The 16,696-nt window shown below is 60.9% G+C and carries 18 protein-coding genes; 9 read left to right on the top strand and 9 right to left on the bottom strand.

The genetic code is table 11. The features are described from left to right. Positions 1-11 precede the first annotated feature (11 nt). From ACM6IP_RS13210 to ACM6IP_RS13200, 3 genes are all read right to left on the bottom strand, one after another. Positions 12-977 carry an alpha/beta hydrolase gene (locus tag ACM6IP_RS13210; RefSeq protein WP_414861637.1) on the bottom strand — a complete coding sequence of 322 codons (966 nt, stop codon included), beginning with the start codon at positions 975-977 and terminating at the stop codon, positions 12-14. Continuing rightward, positions 978-1,865 (bottom strand): neutral zinc metallopeptidase, encoded by an 888-nt coding sequence (locus ACM6IP_RS13205; protein WP_414861636.1) that lies wholly within the window; start codon positions 1,863-1,865, stop codon positions 978-980. A 121-nt stretch (positions 1,866-1,986) separates the two neighbouring features. Continuing rightward, positions 1,987-2,838: a neutral zinc metallopeptidase gene (locus ACM6IP_RS13200; protein ID WP_414861635.1), complete on the bottom strand. Its 852-nt coding sequence runs from the start codon at positions 2,836-2,838 to the stop codon at positions 1,987-1,989. A 235-nt stretch (positions 2,839-3,073) separates the two neighbouring features. Here ACM6IP_RS13200 and ACM6IP_RS13195 point away from each other — a divergent pair, with 235 nt between their 5' ends. The 3 genes from ACM6IP_RS13195 (at position 3,074) to ACM6IP_RS13185 (ending at position 4,860) form a co-directional block, all read left to right on the top strand. Further along, positions 3,074-3,751 carry a TetR/AcrR family transcriptional regulator gene (locus tag ACM6IP_RS13195; RefSeq protein ID WP_414861634.1) on the top strand — a complete coding sequence of 226 codons (678 nt, stop codon included), beginning with the start codon at positions 3,074-3,076 and terminating at the stop codon, positions 3,749-3,751. Positions 3,752-3,991: 240 nt separating this feature from the next. Continuing rightward, positions 3,992-4,420, top strand: coding sequence for a DUF4160 domain-containing protein (locus tag ACM6IP_RS13190; protein WP_095166410.1), 429 nt, complete (start codon positions 3,992-3,994; stop codon positions 4,418-4,420). Then, positions 4,417-4,860: a DUF2442 domain-containing protein gene (locus ACM6IP_RS13185; protein ID WP_095166412.1), complete on the top strand. Its 444-nt coding sequence runs from the start codon at positions 4,417-4,419 to the stop codon at positions 4,858-4,860. The genes ACM6IP_RS13190 and ACM6IP_RS13185 overlap by 4 nt, the downstream gene beginning before the upstream one ends. A 55-nt stretch (positions 4,861-4,915) precedes the next feature. Here ACM6IP_RS13185 and trmA read toward each other — a convergent pair whose 3' ends face one another. Both trmA and ACM6IP_RS13175 read right to left on the bottom strand, forming a co-directional pair. After that, the gene (gene trmA, locus ACM6IP_RS13180) at positions 4,916-5,995 is read right to left on the bottom strand and encodes a tRNA (uridine(54)-C5)-methyltransferase TrmA (RefSeq protein ID WP_095166414.1); all 1,080 of its coding nucleotides are present in this window, start codon (positions 5,993-5,995) and stop codon (positions 4,916-4,918) included. After that, a complete protein-coding gene (locus tag ACM6IP_RS13175) occupies positions 5,992-7,287 on the bottom strand; it encodes an NCS2 family permease (protein WP_095166416.1) in 1,296 nt (431 codons plus the stop codon). Before ACM6IP_RS13175 ends, trmA begins: the two co-directional genes overlap by 4 nt. A gap of 204 nt (positions 7,288-7,491) precedes the next feature. On the opposite strand from ACM6IP_RS13175, the gene ACM6IP_RS13170 reads away from it, so the two are divergent. Both ACM6IP_RS13170 and ACM6IP_RS13165 read left to right on the top strand, forming a co-directional pair. Next, the gene (locus ACM6IP_RS13170) at positions 7,492-7,950 is read left to right on the top strand and encodes a DUF4879 domain-containing protein (RefSeq protein ID WP_414861633.1); all 459 of its coding nucleotides are present in this window, start codon (positions 7,492-7,494) and stop codon (positions 7,948-7,950) included. An 80-nt stretch (positions 7,951-8,030) separates the two neighbouring features. Further along, on the top strand, positions 8,031-8,582 hold the full coding sequence (locus ACM6IP_RS13165; protein WP_095166420.1) for a DJ-1 family glyoxalase III: 552 nt from the start codon (positions 8,031-8,033) through the stop codon (positions 8,580-8,582). Here ACM6IP_RS13165 and ACM6IP_RS13160 read toward each other — a convergent pair. Then, entirely contained in the window at positions 8,548-9,831 is a 1,284-nt protein-coding gene (locus ACM6IP_RS13160) for an MFS transporter (protein ID WP_414861632.1), read from the bottom strand. The two genes, ACM6IP_RS13165 and ACM6IP_RS13160, sit on opposite strands and share 35 nt — an antisense overlap. A gap of 338 nt (positions 9,832-10,169) precedes the next feature. Here ACM6IP_RS13160 and ACM6IP_RS13155 point away from each other — a divergent pair, with 338 nt between their 5' ends. From ACM6IP_RS13155 to ACM6IP_RS13145, 3 genes are read left to right on the top strand one after another with little or no spacing between them, the layout of a single operon-like run. Continuing rightward, positions 10,170-11,609 (top strand): cytochrome ubiquinol oxidase subunit I, encoded by a 1,440-nt coding sequence (locus ACM6IP_RS13155; protein ID WP_095166422.1) that lies wholly within the window; start codon positions 10,170-10,172, stop codon positions 11,607-11,609. 3 nt (positions 11,610-11,612) lie between these two features. Next, positions 11,613-12,620, top strand: a complete 1,008-nt coding sequence (cydB, locus tag ACM6IP_RS13150; RefSeq protein ID WP_095166424.1) for a cytochrome d ubiquinol oxidase subunit II — start codon at positions 11,613-11,615, stop codon at positions 12,618-12,620. A gap of 54 nt (positions 12,621-12,674) precedes the next feature. After that, the gene (locus ACM6IP_RS13145; protein ID WP_401127225.1) at positions 12,675-12,842 is read left to right on the top strand and encodes a DUF2474 domain-containing protein; all 168 of its coding nucleotides are present in this window, start codon (positions 12,675-12,677) and stop codon (positions 12,840-12,842) included. 73 nt (positions 12,843-12,915) lie between these two features. On the opposite strand, the gene ACM6IP_RS13140 is transcribed toward ACM6IP_RS13145, so the two are convergent. Together ACM6IP_RS13140 and ACM6IP_RS13135 are read right to left on the bottom strand one after the other, a co-directional pair. Further along, positions 12,916-14,040 (bottom strand): methyltransferase, encoded by a 1,125-nt coding sequence (locus ACM6IP_RS13140; protein WP_159998070.1) that lies wholly within the window; start codon positions 14,038-14,040, stop codon positions 12,916-12,918. Between the two features lie 200 nt (positions 14,041-14,240). Then, a complete protein-coding gene (locus ACM6IP_RS13135) occupies positions 14,241-14,957 on the bottom strand; it encodes an autoinducer binding domain-containing protein (protein WP_414861631.1) in 717 nt (238 codons plus the stop codon). 359 nt (positions 14,958-15,316) lie between these two features. On the opposite strand from ACM6IP_RS13135, the gene ACM6IP_RS13130 reads away from it, so the two are divergent. Continuing rightward, complete coding sequence (locus ACM6IP_RS13130) at positions 15,317-16,093, top strand: ferredoxin--NADP reductase (RefSeq protein WP_095166431.1); 777 nt, start codon at positions 15,317-15,319, stop codon at positions 16,091-16,093. Between the two features lie 45 nt (positions 16,094-16,138). Here ACM6IP_RS13130 and mscL read toward each other — a convergent pair whose 3' ends face one another. Next, complete coding sequence (gene mscL / locus ACM6IP_RS13125; protein ID WP_095166433.1) at positions 16,139-16,552, bottom strand: large-conductance mechanosensitive channel protein MscL; 414 nt, start codon at positions 16,550-16,552, stop codon at positions 16,139-16,141. Positions 16,553-16,696 lie beyond the last annotated feature (144 nt).

The following is a 16,696-nucleotide window of genomic DNA, read 5'->3' as shown; positions in this document are numbered from 1 at the left end:
CATTTTACTGATCAGCGAAACAGCGCTTGCTGACCTTGGGCCGAGATGAACATCTGATCGCCGTTGTGTCCGACCCCCGGCACTTGCACCAGATGCTGATTGAGCTCCTGTGGATGGCGCTGAGTCAGGTAGTTGAAGTAGTTGAGCCCGCGCACCTGATGCGACGGACCCTGGGCCAGGGCGGCGCAGGACTTGTCCAGGGCCGGTTGGGCCGGGTTGGTGTCCAGTTCGCCGAGCAGGTAGGTGATGTCGCGCGCGATGTAGCGTTGCTCCAGCGATTGCGCCGACTGGCCCTTGGCGTAGGCCGGTAGCCGGTCCAGACCGTACTTCCAGTCGTTGAAACCGGGGCATTTGTTGCGGTCGACGGGCATTGGCCGCTGTTGATCGAAGTAGGCGTAGGACGACGGATTGGCGATCACGTAGCGGACCTTGACGCCGGCCTGGCGCAAGGCTGGCTGGTCATCCCCGAGCAAGGCAAAACGCTGCACCATTTGCCCGCCACCGGAATGTCCGGCAATTACCACTTCCTTGAGCTCCGGGTACTCCAGGCGGTTGCTCAGGCGGCTCAGCAAACGGTCGAGCACGGCATAGGAACTCAGCGCCTGGGGCCCGGTGGACAAGCCCCCGGCCATCCACTCGTTGCCACGCCAGCGCATCACGCTGTCGGCCAGTTGATGCCGCGTGATGTCCGTTTCATTAAGCAATTGCGGGGCAATCACCAGGGTGCTGGCGCTCTGTCCGGCCTGCGCTGCAGCTTTTTCAGCGCTTTGCCGATAGGTTTCGGCATTGCGCAAACGCCCATGGAGGATGATCAGCACCCGCTGGACCTGCGCTGAGGGTTGACTGAAGCCAACCGCCAATTCGCCTGCACCCAGGTCCAGGCGGCCGGGACTGATGTCTTTCACCCCATGGTCAGCCGCCTGTAGCGTGGTGCACCCCAGTGACAGAACAAATACCGCCAGCCAGGGTTTTGCCATTCAGAGACTCTTCGCGGCAAAGGTGTCGCATTGATTGATCTGGCCTTGGGCGAAGCCAGTCTTGAACCAGCGCACGCGTTGCGCCGAAGTACCATGGGTAAATGAATCCGGGACCACGCGACCTTGACCCTGTTGCTGCAAGCGGTCGTCGCCGATGGCGTTGGCGGCGTTCATCGCTTCTTCTATGTCCCCCGGCTCAAGCCAGTTCAAACGTTTCTGCGCATGGTTGGCCCAGACCCCGGCCAGGCAGTCGGCCTGTAATTCCTGGCGCACCAGCAGCCCGCCATCACCTTCCATGCGTTGTCCTTGCTGGCGCGCAGCCTGGATCTTGGCGGATACCCCGAGCAGGGTCTGCACGTGGTGGCCGACTTCGTGAGCGATGACATACGCCTGGGCGAAGTCGCCGGTCGCGCCGAAACGCTGGGACATTTCCTGGAAGAAGCTCATGTCCAGGTACACCCTTTGATCCGCCGGGCAGTAGAACGGCCCGGTCGCCGCCGAAGCACCGCCGCAGGCCGAGTTGACCCGACCGCTGAACAGCATCAGCTTGGGCGCCGCGTACTGGCGCCCGGCCTGTTGAAAGATCTGGCCCCAGGTGTCTTCGGTGTCACCGAGGATTCGCGCCACAAATTCCGCCTGCTCGTCATTGGCCGGCGGCGCCTTGCGGGTTTGGGTGGTGGCAGGGGCTGACTGTTGGTCCATTTGCCCGGCCAGTTGCCCGAGAATCTGCATCGGGTCCTGCCCGGTGATCCAGCCGATCCCGACGATCAGCACGATGGCCGTCAGGCTCAGCCCCTTGCCCCCGCCAAAACGCATGCCACCGCCGCCGCCACCCTCACCCCGGGCATCCACCACGTTGTCACTGCGGCGGCCTTTTTTCCATAACATGTGGGAATCCTCTGATTACGCGTGGTGTGAGTGTTGCTGGTGAGTGGGATAGTCGCCAGTCCGGTCGTCAGACGATGTCGGACGAAAGGTAGTATGGCATTCGATGTGCGACGCTGCCGTGCTACAGCGGATTGGCCGAGAAGGTGTCGCACTGTTCGATGCGACCTTGCTCGAAACCGCGCTCGAACCAGCGCACGCGCTGCACAGACGTCCCGTGAGTGAAAGTCTCAGGCATCGGGCCGGTCGTTTGGTTCCCGCGCTGGTAATCGTCGCCGAACACCGCGGCCGCTTCCAGCGCGGCTTGCAGATCGCCTGGCTCCAGCCAGTTCAGGCGTTGCTGGGCATGGTGCGCCCAGACGCCCGCCAGGCAGTCGGCCTGCAGTTCGGCGCGCACTTCCAGGCCGTTGTCACCGGCGGTGAGTTGGCCGGCAGCCAGGGCTTCGTCGAAGGGCCGGGATAACCCCAGGCGGGTCTGCACGTGATGCCCGATTTCGTGGGCGATCACATAGGCCTGGGCAAACTCGCCGAAGTTGGGCATCTGCTGGGCCATTTTGCGGAAAAATCCCAAGTCCAGGTACAGCACCTGACTGTCAGGGCAATAGAACGGCCCGACCGCCGACGAGGCGTAACCGCAGGCGGAAGCCACACCCTGCTCGAAGAGGATCATGGTGGGTTCAGGGTAGGGCTGGTCCAGGGTTAGAAACTGGGCTCTCCATGTGTCCTCGGTATCGCCGAGCACGGCGCGCACGAACGCCAGGTCGGGGTCATCGGTGTGTACCGGCGTGACTTCGGTCACGGGGGGCTCTGGCGGGTCAGCCTCCTGGGTGGAAATCAGGCTGCCCAACGCCACAACCCCCGAGAGGGCGACAGCACCGAAGGCGATCCCGAGTTTCTTGCCAGGGGGGAAGCGCTTGGAGGAGGATTTGCGGGTATCCGTAACGTTATCGCTAGGACGGGCTTTGTTCCATAACATGTCGACATTCCTTGTGAGTTGAGCGGCATTCATTGCCTGGTGTCTGCATACACCAGCTATGGCACGGAGGGTGACGGGCAATGTGTAAACGCAGGTGAGCGACAGCGCGGGGGTGCGCCGGGGCAAGTTGTATTGAAATCGTAAGCGGGGGGGCTATAGGTGGTAGCGATGCTTCCTTCGCTGCAGCGAGCGGCCCATAATCGCCAGCCTCTGCAGCGTTGGCCACGAGCCCGGAATGAGAATGACCACAGACCTTACCGTAGCGCCCGAAGCGTCAGCGCTCGAGCCGCGCAAGAGTCGCAAGAACAACCCGCAAAAGTCCCGCGAGAACATCCTTCAAGAAGCCATTGTCGAGTTCGTCCAGCAGGGGCTGTCCGGGGCGCGAGTGGATGCCATCGCCGAACGAATCCATACCTCCAAGCGCATGATCTATTACTACTTCGGGAGTAAGGAGCAGCTCTACGTCGAGGTGCTGGAAAAACTCTACGGGGATATCCGCAGTACCGAGAATCGCTTGCAACTCGCCGAGCTCGCGCCGCGTGAAGCCATCCAGCGGCTGGTGGAGTTCACCTTCGATCACCATGATCGTAATGTCGATTTCGTGCGCATTGTCAGCATCGAGAATATTCACAACGCCGAGTACGTGAAGCACTCCGAGGCGATCAAGGCGATGAACAGCACCATCCTCGATGCACTGGGGGGGATACTGCGGCGCGGGGTCGTGGAGGGAGTGTTCCGTGACGGACTCAACCCGTTGGACGTGCATCTGCTGATCACCTCGTTCTGTTTCTACCGAGTGTCGAACCGCCACACCGTCGGTGAGATCTTCCAGATCGACCTGCCCGATGCGGCGATCAAGCAGCGTCATCGGCAGATGATCTGTGAGTCGGTGTTGCGCTACCTGCAGGCCTGAGCTGTGGTGAGGGGCTTTGGCCCCGGTATCCGCCCAGGACACCGTTTACCCGAGCGCTGTCCAAGCCCCTGGTGGGCGCATGCAAAGATTGCTTACCCATTTCTCCCCTGCATGGCAGGTGTTATCGCCTAGGCAGAACTAGCCTGAGGTGGGATTTGCCGTGGGTGAAAGATTGCCTTCGGTCGGGATCTCAAGGAACGGTGGGAAATTCGATCTCTAAAACCTAACGGATGGGTTAGCATGAAGATATGCAGCTACAAAGGACTGTCGCTGGTGATCATGTTGCGCGATGAGCACTGTCCGCCCCACGTACATGTCGATGGTGGCGCCTGGGGTGCGCGCTTTGTGTTCAGCTTCTGGCACAACGGCGTAGAGCTCCTGGATGTCACCCCGCTATCGCGACGGCCGCCGCTGGCGGTGTTGGAGGGCCTGCGCCAGACACTCAAACAAGCTGCTCATTTGCGCCGAGCGCGTTGTGTCTGGTGGGTGAAGCTGCATACGACCTGTCTGCGCAATCAGCTGTGGGATAGTCAGGCCAATGAAATGGTGCTGATCAACCGTAACCCCAAGGTGATCCGGCGTATTGCTTCGGCGCGTTATGACCTCAAGGGCAATACAACCCTGATGGAGTTAGTGGGCGCCTGTGAAGGCGTGGAGATTGAATTATGAAAAGGATACAAGCCAAGACCCCTGCGGATCGGCCGCTGACAGAGACGGTCGTGGACGAAGCCATCGAGCGCGGCGAGGTGCGTCGTAGCGGCATTTGCGCCCAGTGCGTGAGCCTTGTGGGGCAACACCTGTCGATCGGCTTCGAGGATGGCAGTGCCGTGCTGCTGCCCGTGCACAATTACCCCGAGTTCACTGGCTTGGACAGCAGCGACTTCGCGGATTTGCAGGTCGGGTTCGGCGGTACGGCGCTCTGCCATGAGCGCAAGGACCTGCAGGTGTCCATCGCCGGACTGATTCTGGCAAGCAAACCGCTGATGGACATGGCCGCCTCGCTCATCGCCAGCCGCAATGGTCGCCAGAGCAGCGCCGCCAAGGCCGACGCTGCCCGTGCCAATGGCCGCAAGGGTGGGCGGCCGCGCAAGGTCGATACGACGCTGTGAGCAGGCACAAAAAAACCGTCCTCGGGACGGCTTTTTTGTGGAGCGTGATCAGCGATCAACGACGGGTCAGCAAGACCCCGGATTCCATGTGGTGGGTCCACGGGAATTGATCGAACAGCGCGCAGCGGGTGATGCGATGAGTGTCGTGCAACTGGGCGATGTTGGCTGCCAAGGTCTCTGGGTTACATGAGATGTACAGGATGTTGTCGAAGCGTCGGGTCAGCTCGCAGGTGTCCGGGTCCATGCCCGCGCGCGGTGGATCGACGAACACGCTGCCGAACGCGTAGCTCTTCAAGTCGATACCGTGCAGGCGACGGAACGGGCGCACTTCGTTCAAGGCTTCGGTCAACTCTTCAGCGGATAGCCGCACCAGGGTGACGTTATCCACCGCGTTTTCGCTGAGGTTGCTCAGCGCAGCATTGACCGAGGTCTTGCTGATTTCGGTTGCCAGCACTTTGCCTACGCGGGTCGCCAGGGGCAGGGTGAAGTTGCCATTGCCGCAATACAGTTCCAGCAGATCGTCCGGGCGCTCGCCCAGGGCGTCATACGCCCAGTTGAGCATCTTCTGGTTCACCGTGCCGTTGGGCTGGGTGAATGCCCCCTCGGGTTGGCGATAGCTGAAGGTACGCCCACCGACTTCGAGTTTCTCGACCACATAATCCTGGCCGATCACTTCGCGCTTACCCTTGGAGCGACCGATCACGCTGACATTCAAGTCGGCAGCCAACTGGCTGGCCGCCGCATGCCAGTGCTCATCGAGCGGGCGGTGGTAGCACAGGGTGATCATCGCGTCGCCCGCCAGGGTGGTCAGGAACTCCACCTGGAACAGCTTGTGGCTCAAGGCTGCGCTGGCTTGCCAGGCGGCCTTGAGCTGCGGCATCAACTGGTTGATGCGCAGGCTGGCGATCGGGAACTCTTCGATCAGGATCGGCGTGCGCTTGTCTTCCTGGGAAAACATTGCGTAGTGCCGCTCGCCGGCTTCGCGCCACAGGCGGAATTCGGCGCGCAGGCGGAAGTTGGCCAGCGGCGAGTCGAACACCGCAGGTTGCGGGGCATCGAACGGGGCCAGCAGGTCACGCAGGCGCGTGACCTTGTCTTCGAGCTGAGCGGCGTAAGCCTGGGAATCGAATGTCATGCGTTGAACCAACCCAACTTGATCACGAACAGAATGGAGAGAATCACCAGCGCCGGGTTCAGCTCACGGCCACGACCGGACAGCAGTTTGATTGCGGTCCAGGCGATGAAACCGAAGGCAATGCCGTTGGCGATGGAGTAAGTGAAAGGCATCGCCAGGGCGGTGATCACCACGGGCGCAGCCACGGTGATGTCATCCCAGTCTATTTCCGCCAGGCCGGAAGTCATCAGCACGGCGACGAACAGCAGGGCCGGCGCGGTGGCGAAAGCCGGAACGCTGGCAGCCAGTGGCGAGAAGAACAGCGCCAGCAGGAACAGGATGGCCACGACCACGGCGGTGAGGCCGGTCCGGCCGCCGGCGCTGACGCCCGCTGCCGATTCGATGTAGCTGGTGGTGGTCGAGGTGCCCAGCAGGGAACCGGCCATGGCCGCCGTACTGTCGGCGATCAGCGCCCGGCCCATTTTCGGCATGTGGCCGTCCTTGCCCATCAGGCCGGCGCGCTTGGCGACGCCGATCAGGGTGCCGGAGTTGTCGAACAGGTCGACGAACAGGAAGGCGAAGATCACGCTGACCAGACCGATGTCCAGGGCGCCCTTGATGTCCAGTTGCAGGAAGGTCGGCGCCAGGGAGGGTGGCATCGACACTACGCCGCCGAACGGGGTGAACCCCAGGGCGATGGAGGCGATGGTCACGGTCAGGATGCCGATCAGCACTGCACCGCGTACTTTCAGGGCTTCAAGGGCCACGATCAGGGCAAAGCCCAGGGTCGCGAGGATCGGAGCCGGTTGCTTCAGGTCACCGAGGCCGACCATGGTCGCCGGGTTGCTGACCACAATGCCTGCGTTGTGCAGGGCAATCAGGGCCAGGAACAGGCCGATACCGGCGGCAATCGCCGAACGCAGCGGCAGCGGGATACTGTTGATGATCCATTCGCGGATGCGGAAGATCGACAGCAGGAAGAACAGCACCGCCGAAATGAATACCGCACCCAGCGCCACTTGCCAGGTGTGGCCCATGTGCAGCACCACGGTGTAGGTGAAGAAGGCGTTCAGGCCCATGCCCGGTGCCAGCGCGATCGGGTAGTTGGCAATCAGGCCCATCACGGTGGAGCCGATGGCGGCCGCCAGGCAGGTCGCGACAAACACTGCGCCCTTGTCCATGCCTGTCTCGCCGAGGATGCTCGGGTTGACGAACAAAATGTAGGCCATGGCCAGGAAGGTCGTGACGCCCGCAAGAATCTCGGTGCGCACGTTGGTGTTGTGTGCCTTGAGTTGAAACAGCCTTTCCAGCATGTCTGCTCCCCGTGGCGCATCTTGCGCCGTGAATGTATCGACTTGAACAGCAAAGCACAGACCACAGCAGGCGCCCGGGATTTTTCTGTCGGTCGGAAAAAGCCGCGCATCATACCAGCAGCTTGGGGCTATGGCTGCGATCGTCGGCGATGTTTTGCCTTTGAGACGGGTGGGGCATACTGCGCGCTGGTTTCGGGAGTGGTCATGTCTTCTAAAAAACGCGGGTTGGCTTTGGTGGTGGGCGTGTTTGGCGCCTTGTTGTCCGGCATGCAGATGGCCGAGGCGGCTTCCGCACCGCCGTTGAGCGAAATCAAGGTGCTTAAGGTCCAGTCGCCGTCCTGCGGCATGGAGGACATCAGTCCTGGGCAGGCACAAACCAACTGTGATCACGAAGGGCCGAACATCAAGATCTACGTGCTGGAGGTCGGTTATGGCCGTTCACCCCAGGCCGGGCTGGATGGCGCGGACATCGATGGCGTGCGCACCCGGGTATGTGCCTTTGATAATGGCGACCTGACGGAATGCGCCGGCATGGTCAGCAAGATCGTCGGCTACCTCTATATCTTCGATATGGCCGGCAAGCAGCGTGGCACTTTCACGTTCCGCAATACCTCGATCAATGCACCGGCCAACAGCCTGTCGACCCAGATCTACATCAAGTAATGGGCGCTGGCGTGCGGGGGACTTGAACGCCTGTCAGTAAAGATGACTACGCTTTAAGGATCACCCTGTGGACACCGACCATGACCTTTAGAGCCCTGATTACCCTTGCCGAGGGCATCGACGACCTGCAAAGCGTCACCCTGATCGACGTGCTGCGCCGGGCGAACGTCGAAGTGGTGGTGGCCAGCATCGAGGCGCGGCGCATGCTGACGTGCGCCCGGGGCACACGCCTGACCGCCGATGCGATGCTGGTGGACGTGCTGGCGCAACCCTTCGACCTGATTGTCCTGCCTGGCGGCGCCGTCGGCGGCAAGCACCTGGCCGCCCATCAGCCGCTGCAGCAATTGCTCAAGGACCAGGCCGCCGCCGGCCGACTGTTCGCCGCCATCGCCGAATCGCCGGCGCTTGCCCTGCAGGCCTTCGGCGTATTGCGCCAACGCCGCATGACCTGCCTGCCGGCCGTCAGTCAGCAACTGCTGGGCTGCACCTTCGTCGATCAGCCGGTGGTGGTCGACGGCAACTGCATTACCGCCCAGGGTTCGGCGGCGGCCCTGCCATTTGCCCTGCAATTGCTGGAGCAACTGTGCGGCAGGGCAGTCAAGCTGGCGGTGGCGCGGGAGTTGCTGGCTTAGCTACGGTCGGCGAATCCTCGGGGGCAGCCACCGGCACATGCATGCGATCACGCTGGGCCAGGGTCGGGAACAGCTTGATCCAGGTGCCGGTGACCAACAGCGTGCCAACTCCGCCCATGACCACCGCTGGCACAGTGCCGAACCAGTGCGCCGTCAGGCCGGACTCGAATTCACCCAACTGGTTCGAAGCGCCGATGAACAAGCCGTTCACGGCGCTGACCCGGCCGCGCATTTCATCCGGGGTTTCCAGTTGCACAAAAGAGGCGCGGATCACCATGCTGATCATGTCCGCCGCCCCCAGCACCACCAGCACCGCCAACGAGAACCAGAATGAGGTCGACAGGCCAAAGGCAATGGTCGCGACGCCGAACACGCCGACGGCGGTAAACATCACCCGTCCGACTTTGCGCTCCACGGCAAACCGCGCCAGCCACAGTGACATCAACAGGGCGCCCACTGCCGGTGCCGAGCGCAGCAGCCCCAGGCCCCATGGGCCGGTCAGCAGGATGTCCTTGGCGAACACCGGCAACAGCGCGGTGGCGCCACCCAGCAGTACCGCGAACAGGTCCAGGGAGATCGCCCCGAGAATGTCCGGGCGACTGCGGATGAAGCGAACGCCGGCCAGCAGTGAATCCAGGGTGGCCTTGCCTTTGTTCAGCGGGGTTTGCCGCGCTGGCAGGTTGAGCATCAGGGTGCAGGCGATGACGTACAAGAGCACCGTCGGCCCATAGACCCAGACGCTGCCAAAGGCGTAGAGCAGGCCGCCCAGGGCCGGGGCGATGATGGTGGCCGACTGTTGCGCCGACTGTGCCGCCGCCACCGCACGCGGGAACAAGGCCGTGGGCACGATGCTGGGCAGCAGGGCCTGGGTGGTGGGCATCTCGAACGAGCGGGCAGCGCCCAGCAGGAAGGCGAGGATGAAGATCAGCTCGCGGGTCACTTGGTCGGTGGCGCTGCCGATGGTCAGGGCCAGGGCGATCAAAGCCTGCAAGGACTGGCAGAGGGCAGCGACCTTGCGCCGGTCATAGCGGTCAGCCACATGCCCGGTGTGCAGCATGAACAGTACCCGCGGAGCGAACTCCACCAGCCCGACCAACCCCAGGTCCAGCACGTTGCCAGTGAGCTGGTAGAGGTTCCAGCCAATGGCCACTGTGAGCATCTGGAAACCGCTGGCGGTGAAAATCCGCGCCAGCCAGAACGCAAGGAAAGGGCGGTGATGGCGTAACAGCAGGGGCTCTGGGCTGGGCATCGGCAGACAGGTCTGGTGGGGAAAAAGCTGAGCCTATCATCAAGTTGTAACTAAAGGTTGCGGCGATCGCCTGGATTGGCGCGCCAGGGTCCTGAGGCAACCTGTCACGCGGCAATAGACCACACGCTCTGTCGCTGAAAATGCGACTACTCTTTGATCGTTGCTTGATCCAGATCAAAGCCCTTGGGGGATTTGTTCTGACGGCCAGATGGCCAGACTCCCTGCGTTGTGATGATTGTAAAAAAAGAACGAATTCGAATTCGCCACACTCCATACCCGTGGGGGCGGTGGGTGCAGGCCACAAGCCTGTAGCCGTTTTACCTGACAGAGGAAGACTTATGTTCGGTTTGGAGGCACTTGATCTCGCCCGAATTCAGTTCGCGTTCACCATCTCATTCCACATCCTGTTCCCGGCGATCACCATCGGCCTGGCGAGTTACCTGGCGGTGCTTGAAGGCCTGTGGCTGAAAACCAACAACAACACCTACCGTGACCTCTACCATTTCTGGTCGAAGATCTTTGCCGTCAACTTCGGCATGGGAGTCGTCTCCGGCCTGGTCATGGCCTACCAGTTCGGTACCAACTGGAGCCGTTTCTCGGACTTCGCGGGCTCCGTCACTGGGCCATTGCTGACCTATGAAGTGCTCACGGCATTCTTCCTCGAAGCCGGTTTCCTCGGCGTCATGCTGTTTGGCTGGAACAAGGTGGGGCGCAAGCTGCACTTCTTCGCCACGATCATGGTGGCGATCGGCACGCTGATCTCGACGTTCTGGATTCTCGCCTCCAACAGCTGGATGCAGACCCCCCAGGGTTACGAAATCATCAACGGCCAGGTCATCCCGGTGGACTGGATTGCGGTGATTTTCAACCCGTCGTTCCCCTATCGCCTGATGCACATGGCCACCGCTGCCTTTGTCGCGACCGCATTCTTCGTCGGTTCGTCGGCGGCCTGGCACCTGCTGCGCGGTCGCGACAACCCGGCGATCCGCACCATGCTGTCGATGGCCATGTGGATGGCGTTGATCGTCGCGCCGATCCAAGCCGTGATCGGTGACTTCCACGGGCTCAACACCCTCAAGCACCAACCGGCGAAAATCGCCGCGATCGAAGGTCACTGGGAAAACCACGGCGACGAACCGACGCCGCTGATCCTGTTCGGCTGGCCGGACATGAAGGAGGAGCGGACCAAGTACGCGGTGGAAATTCCGTACCTGGGCAGCCTGATCCTGACCCACTCGCTGGACAAACAGGTGCCGGCGCTCAAGGAATTCCCGCCAGAAGACCGGGCGAACTCGACCATCGTGTTCTGGTCGTTCCGGATCATGGTCGGCCTGGGCATGCTGATGATCTTCACCGGTCTGTGGAGCCTGTGGCTGCGCAAGCGTGACCGGCTGTATTCGAACCGCGCGTTCCTGTACCTGACCCTGTGGATGGGGCCTTCTGGCCTGATCGCGATTCTCGCGGGCTGGTTCACCACGGAAGTCGGGCGCCAACCGTGGGTGATCTACGGGGTGATGCGCACCGCCGATGCCTCCTCCGGGCACAGCGTGGTGCAGATGAGCATTACCCTGGCGCTGTTTGTGGTGGTGTATTTCTCGCTGTTCGGTGTGGGCCTGGGCTACATGATGCGCCTGGTGCGCAAGGGGCCCAAGCTCAATGAAGGGGCCGAACCGAGCCACGGTGGTCCTGGTCAGCAACGCACGCCGGCCCGTCCGCTTTCCGCTGCCGATGACGGCACCGAAGGTGACCACAGCGACAGCCTGAACAAGGGGAATTGAGTCATGGGTATTGATCTTCCACTGATCTGGGCCGTGATCATCATCTTCGGCATCATGATGTACGTGGTCATGGACGGCTTTGACCTGGGGATCGGGATTCTTTTCCCGTTCATCAAGGGCAAGAGCGACCGTGATGTGATGATGAACACCGTCGCCCCGGTCTGGGACGGTAACGAAACCTGGCTGGTACTGGGGGGCGCCGCGTTGTTCGGGGCCTTCCCGCTGGCCTACTCGGTGGTCCTTTCGGCCTTGTACCTGCCGTTGATCCTGATGCTGATCGGCCTGATCTTTCGCGGGGTGGCATTCGAGTTCCGCTTCAAGGCCAAGGACGACAAGGTGCACGTCTGGGACAAGGCGTTTATCGGTGGCTCGATCACCGCGACCTTCTTTCAGGGCGTGGCCCTCGGTGCGTTTATCGATGGCTTCAAAGTGGTTGACCGACAGTTCGCCGGCGGCTCGCTGGACTGGCTGACGCCTTTCACCCTGTTCTGCGGTGCGGCACTGGTGGTGGCGTATGCGCTGCTGGGGTGCACCTGGTTGATCATGAAGACCGAAGGCAAGCTGCAGGAGCAAATGCACAACCTGGCGCGGCCGCTGGCGTTCGTGGTGTTGGCGGTGATCGGTATCGTCAGTATCTGGACGCCGCTGGCCCATGCCGAGATCGCTGCGCGCTGGTTCACCCTGCCTAACCTGTTCTGGTTCCTGCCGGTGCCGATCCTGGTATTGGTGACCATGTACGGATTACTGCGTGCGGTGGCCCGCAATGCCCACTACACCCCGTTCCTGTTGACCCTGGTGCTGATCTTCCTGGGCTACAGCGGGCTGGGCATCAGCCTGTGGCCGTACATCGTGCCACCGTCGATCACCATCTGGGACGCTGCCGCACCGCCGCAAAGTCAGGGCTTCATGCTGGTCGGCACGCTGTTCATCATTCCGTTCATCCTGGGCTACACCTTCTGGAGCTACTACGTGTTCCGCGGCAAGGTGACCCACGAAGACGGCTACCACTAGGTGCATGACGGCGCCTTGAACGGCGCCGTCTCCCCCCAACCGAGGACCTGAGCAATGGCAGATAAACATTCTTTGCGGGAAATCGAAGAGGCTGAAAAGAAGCCGCTGTGGCATCGGCTTGGCTGGCTGGCCGGGATCTGGGTCGGCAGCGTGCTGGCGCTGTTCGTGGTCGCCAGCCTGATGCGCCTGTTCATGAACGCCGCAGGCTTGAGTACCCACTGAGCACTGAACTTCCCATCCCGTTGCCTTGCGGCACGGATTTACAACCCTCCGCTGGAGGGTTTTTTTTGGCCGGTTACTTGCGTGCTTTGAGGATCACGAATTTTGGCGTGGCTGCGACTTGCTCGACGCCTCGGAACAGCCGCGCCAGTTTGCTGTGATAGCCCAGGTGCCGGTTGCCGACGATGTACAGCGCACCGCCCACTACCAGGGCTTCACGCGCCTGCTGGAACATGCGCCAGGCAAGGAAGTCGCCCACCACCTGCTGCTGGTGGAACGGTGGATTGCACAGCACCACGTCCAGCGACTGCGGCTCTTGCCCGGCCAGGCCATCGCCGGCGCGCACTGTCACCTCGCGCTGACCCAGCGCGGCTTGCCAGTTCTGCTCGGCCGACTGCACGGCCATGAACGACTCGTCGACCAGGGTGTAGTGGGCCTCGGGGTTGTTCAGGGCGCTGGCGATGGCCAGTACGCCGTTGCCGCAACCGAGGTCGGCGACCCGCGCCTGGCCGAGGTTGCTTGGCAGATGGGGGAGAAACGCGCGGGTCCCGATATCCAGGCCTTCGCGGCAAAATACGTTGGCGTGATTGAGCAGTTCGATCGCCGGTTGATCGAGGCGATAGCGGGTTGGGTAGGGCGACGCTATCGCCGGTCGGGCGTCCGGGGTTGCGATCAGCAACCGGGCCTTCTTCACCGCCAGCGAGGCCTGCATCGGGCCGACATAACGTTCCAGCAGTTCGCCCGCAGCCCGCGGCAGATGCTTGATCATGGCGGCCGCGATCACTTGAGCGCCGGGCGCGAGTTGCCCCTGCAGGCGAATCAACTGCTCCTCCAGCAAGGCCAGCGTCTTGGGCACACGAATCAGCACCCGATCAAACGGGCCAAGCAAGGGCGCGCTGGCGGGCAACACCGTGGCCGCGTCAAACGGCAGGCCATTGCGCACCAGGTTCTTTTCCAGGCCCTGGGCGGCGAGAAACGAGTCACCGCTGCTAGTGAGCAGCACCTTGCCCACCAGGCTTGCCGCCAAGGCGCCAAAGCTGTCGTTGAGCACCAGCACCCGAGTGTTCGCGGCGGGCTGCTGTTCGGCCAGATGATTGAGCAGGTACTCATCCGCGGCATCGAAAGCCTGCAGCGGTTCGTTAGGCTGTTCCGGTTGGCGAATCAGGTCGAGTTGAGCGAAGGGGCTTTCGAGCAGGGGCATGGGGCGGGGACTCTGGATAATCAACGAATGTCCCGCAGGTCTGCAGGGGGTGAGGCTGGCGGGACCGTCTGAGTGGACCGCGGCGCTTGGTTTGGGCGCAGTCACTCAGAACGGAGCAAATGGTACGTTTTTTTCGATGGGAATACTCGTCGGTTTTCCTCTTTGGGCATGGCTCATCCCCGGTACGGTTCGTCCAAGGCTCAGATCATGTGTGATTTGGTGGCCTTCACCACGGCCGAGATTTTGTTGTTCACCCCCAGTTTCTTGATCGAACTGCTGACGTGGAAATTTACCGTGCGCTCACTGAGGCTCAGGATGGTGGCAATGTCCGAGGCGGTCTTGCCATCTGCTGACCATTTCAAGACTTCGATCTCGCGCGGCGACAGGTGGGTCACGCTTATGCACGGAGGGTGTTGGCTGGAGAGTTTATGCATCGCCAGGGCGTGCAGCGTGTGACTGATGAAAACCGCATAGCCGAGGTGCTCGTAAAGCTCGAAAGAGCTGACTTGGCAATGACTGCGAGCCAGGCTGAGCATGCTGATGGCTGGGCCGTTTGCGTCATGTGCCGGTTGTGACCAGCCATGCTGCAAACCTTGCTCCTGCAGTGCGCTCCAGAGGGCGGGGGCTTTGGCGAACGTCTTGCGGTTCCAGACAATGGGCAGGATTGAATGGTGGCAATGGGCAACTATCGGATCAATCGAGCTGTAGTGGTTTTTTTCATACTGGGTATTCCAGACATGGGGGTAGTTGTTCAGGTTGACGCTGTCAAAACGTTGAGCTGTTGTGTGGGAAGTAATTGAAAATGCGCAATATTCATAACCCATGTTATTGAACAGGTTCAGAGCGATTTTGTAGGCGATTTCGATGTTTGATTCGGTTGCCAGTTTTCTGAGTTGTGTTTCCTTCCAGATCTCCATTGAACACTCTCCTGATACCTAACTGCGAAAGTGCTGGGTACGTCCAAAAAACAGCACTTACTGAGTGTAGGAGATATCCTACCGTAAGCGTGCGACTTTTTTGCTCTTGTAGGGGGTCGCGAAATAATTAATTAGTTATGTGTTGCGAAATCTGGCTTATATTCGGCTGCGTCTGTCTGCTATTTGATATTTAAGTGACTGGATTTGAATGGTTTATTTGTATGTTAAACATAATTGTTTAAGTTATTAACTATCTAGTGGGTAATGTCGAGCTCGTGGGTTAATAACACTACAAATCAACGGTGTTTCTTCCCTTGGCTTTGCGGGACACTGGGGGCATCAGACCTGCGGAGTCCCTCATGAGCGCCAGTGAAGAGAAATTCACCCGTCAGACCTTGCTCGATGTACAGCCATTGACCCCCAGCCTGTTTACCTTGCGCACCACGCGTGACGCGGGTTTTCGGTTTCGGGCGGGGCAGTTTGCGCGCCTGGGTGTAACCAGGGCCGACGGCAGCACGGTGTGGCGAGCCTATTCCATGGTGTCTTCACCCCATGATGAGTATCTCGAGTTCTTCTCAATTGTCGTGCCGGGTGGTGAGTTCACCAGCGAGCTGAGTCGCCTCAACGTCGGCGATACCTTGCTGGTCGACCGGCAGGCTTTTGGGTATCTGACGCTTGATCGTTTTGTCGATGGACGTGATCTGTGGTTGCTGTCCACTGGCACCGGGATCGCGCCATTTCTATCGATCTTGCAGGACTTCGAGGCCTGGGAAAAATTCCAGCGGATCATTCTGGTGTACAGCGTGCGTGAGGCCCGCGAGCTAGCGTATCAGGCATTGATCGCCGGCTTGGCAGAGCGTGAGTATCTGGCGGAGTACGCCCACAAGCTGCAGTTTATTGCCACGGTGACACGTGAACAGCACCCGGGGGCGTTGCAGGGGCGAATCACTCACCTGCTTGAAAATGGTGAGCTGGAGCGGGCCGCGGGGGTGCCGATCACTGCCGAGCATTCGCGGGTGATGCTGTGTGGCAACCCGCAGATGATCGACGAGACGCGTAACCTGTTGAAACGGCGTGACCTGCAATTGAGCCTGAGTCGACGTCCTGGCCAGGTCGCGGTAGAAAACTACTGGTAGAAAAAACGGCGCCATTGGGCGCCGTTCTGGTTTTCTTCACCGCCCTCAGGGCTTGCTGTTCTGTACCTTGAGCAGGTCGCGGATCTCTCCCAGCAGCTCTTCTTCCTTGGTCGGAACAGGCGGCAGGCTTGGTGCCACGGCCTCTTCGCGCTTCAGGCGGTTGATGGCCTTGACGCCCATGAAGATCGCGAATGCGACGATCACGAAGTCGATGATGCTCTGGATGAATTTACCGTAGGCCAGCACCACGGCCGGGGCGTCGCCCTGTGCCGCTTTCAGGGTGATTGCCAGGTCCCCGAAGTCCACCCCACCGATCAGCAGGCCGATTGGCGGCATGATCAGGTCCCCGACAAACGACGTTACGATCTTGCCGAACGCCGCACCGATGATGATGCCCACGGCCATGTCGACCACATTCCCTTTGACCGCGAAGGCCTTGAACTCACTTATCACGCCCATAGGTTATTCCTTGTTACAGATGAGGTTGGTGAACGCAGTGTAATTCACCAAAACGGGTCTTGCTCGACACAAGTGCTTGCGTTTCACGTCACTATCGACCTGAAAGGTGGCAAGAAGTTTACAAAATGCCATCAACTCCGCACC

The organism is Pseudomonas sp. IT-P176 (assembly GCF_949767245.1).
Classification (GTDB): domain Bacteria; phylum Pseudomonadota; class Gammaproteobacteria; order Pseudomonadales; family Pseudomonadaceae; genus Aquipseudomonas.
This window is presented reverse-complemented; position numbering and strand designations above follow the sequence as displayed.

Coding starts and splice junctions, on each gene's coding strand:
- ACM6IP_RS13210 (WP_414861637.1), bottom strand. CDS start 977: ATGGCAAAACCCTGGCTGGCGGTATTTGTTCTGTCACTGGGGTGCACC.
- ACM6IP_RS13205 (WP_414861636.1), bottom strand. CDS start 1,865: ATGTTATGGAAAAAAGGCCGCCGCAGTGACAACGTGGTGGATGCCCGG.
- ACM6IP_RS13200 (WP_414861635.1), bottom strand. CDS start 2,838: ATGTTATGGAACAAAGCCCGTCCTAGCGATAACGTTACGGATACCCGC.
- ACM6IP_RS13195 (WP_414861634.1), top strand. CDS start 3,074: ATGAGAATGACCACAGACCTTACCGTAGCGCCCGAAGCGTCAGCGCTC.
- ACM6IP_RS13190 (WP_095166410.1), top strand. CDS start 3,992: ATGAAGATATGCAGCTACAAAGGACTGTCGCTGGTGATCATGTTGCGC.
- ACM6IP_RS13185 (WP_095166412.1), top strand. CDS start 4,417: ATGAAAAGGATACAAGCCAAGACCCCTGCGGATCGGCCGCTGACAGAG.
- trmA (WP_095166414.1), bottom strand. CDS start 5,995: ATGACATTCGATTCCCAGGCTTACGCCGCTCAGCTCGAAGACAAGGTC.
- ACM6IP_RS13175 (WP_095166416.1), bottom strand. CDS start 7,287: ATGCTGGAAAGGCTGTTTCAACTCAAGGCACACAACACCAACGTGCGC.
- ACM6IP_RS13170 (WP_414861633.1), top strand. CDS start 7,492: ATGTCTTCTAAAAAACGCGGGTTGGCTTTGGTGGTGGGCGTGTTTGGC.
- ACM6IP_RS13165 (WP_095166420.1), top strand. CDS start 8,031: ATGACCTTTAGAGCCCTGATTACCCTTGCCGAGGGCATCGACGACCTG.
- ACM6IP_RS13160 (WP_414861632.1), bottom strand. CDS start 9,831: ATGCCCAGCCCAGAGCCCCTGCTGTTACGCCATCACCGCCCTTTCCTT.
- ACM6IP_RS13155 (WP_095166422.1), top strand. CDS start 10,170: ATGTTCGGTTTGGAGGCACTTGATCTCGCCCGAATTCAGTTCGCGTTC.
- cydB (WP_095166424.1), top strand. CDS start 11,613: ATGGGTATTGATCTTCCACTGATCTGGGCCGTGATCATCATCTTCGGC.
- ACM6IP_RS13145 (WP_401127225.1), top strand. CDS start 12,675: ATGGCAGATAAACATTCTTTGCGGGAAATCGAAGAGGCTGAAAAGAAG.
- ACM6IP_RS13140 (WP_159998070.1), bottom strand. CDS start 14,040: ATGCCCCTGCTCGAAAGCCCCTTCGCTCAACTCGACCTGATTCGCCAA.
- ACM6IP_RS13135 (WP_414861631.1), bottom strand. CDS start 14,957: ATGGAGATCTGGAAGGAAACACAACTCAGAAAACTGGCAACCGAATCA.
- ACM6IP_RS13130 (WP_095166431.1), top strand. CDS start 15,317: ATGAGCGCCAGTGAAGAGAAATTCACCCGTCAGACCTTGCTCGATGTA.
- mscL (WP_095166433.1), bottom strand. CDS start 16,552: ATGGGCGTGATAAGTGAGTTCAAGGCCTTCGCGGTCAAAGGGAATGTG.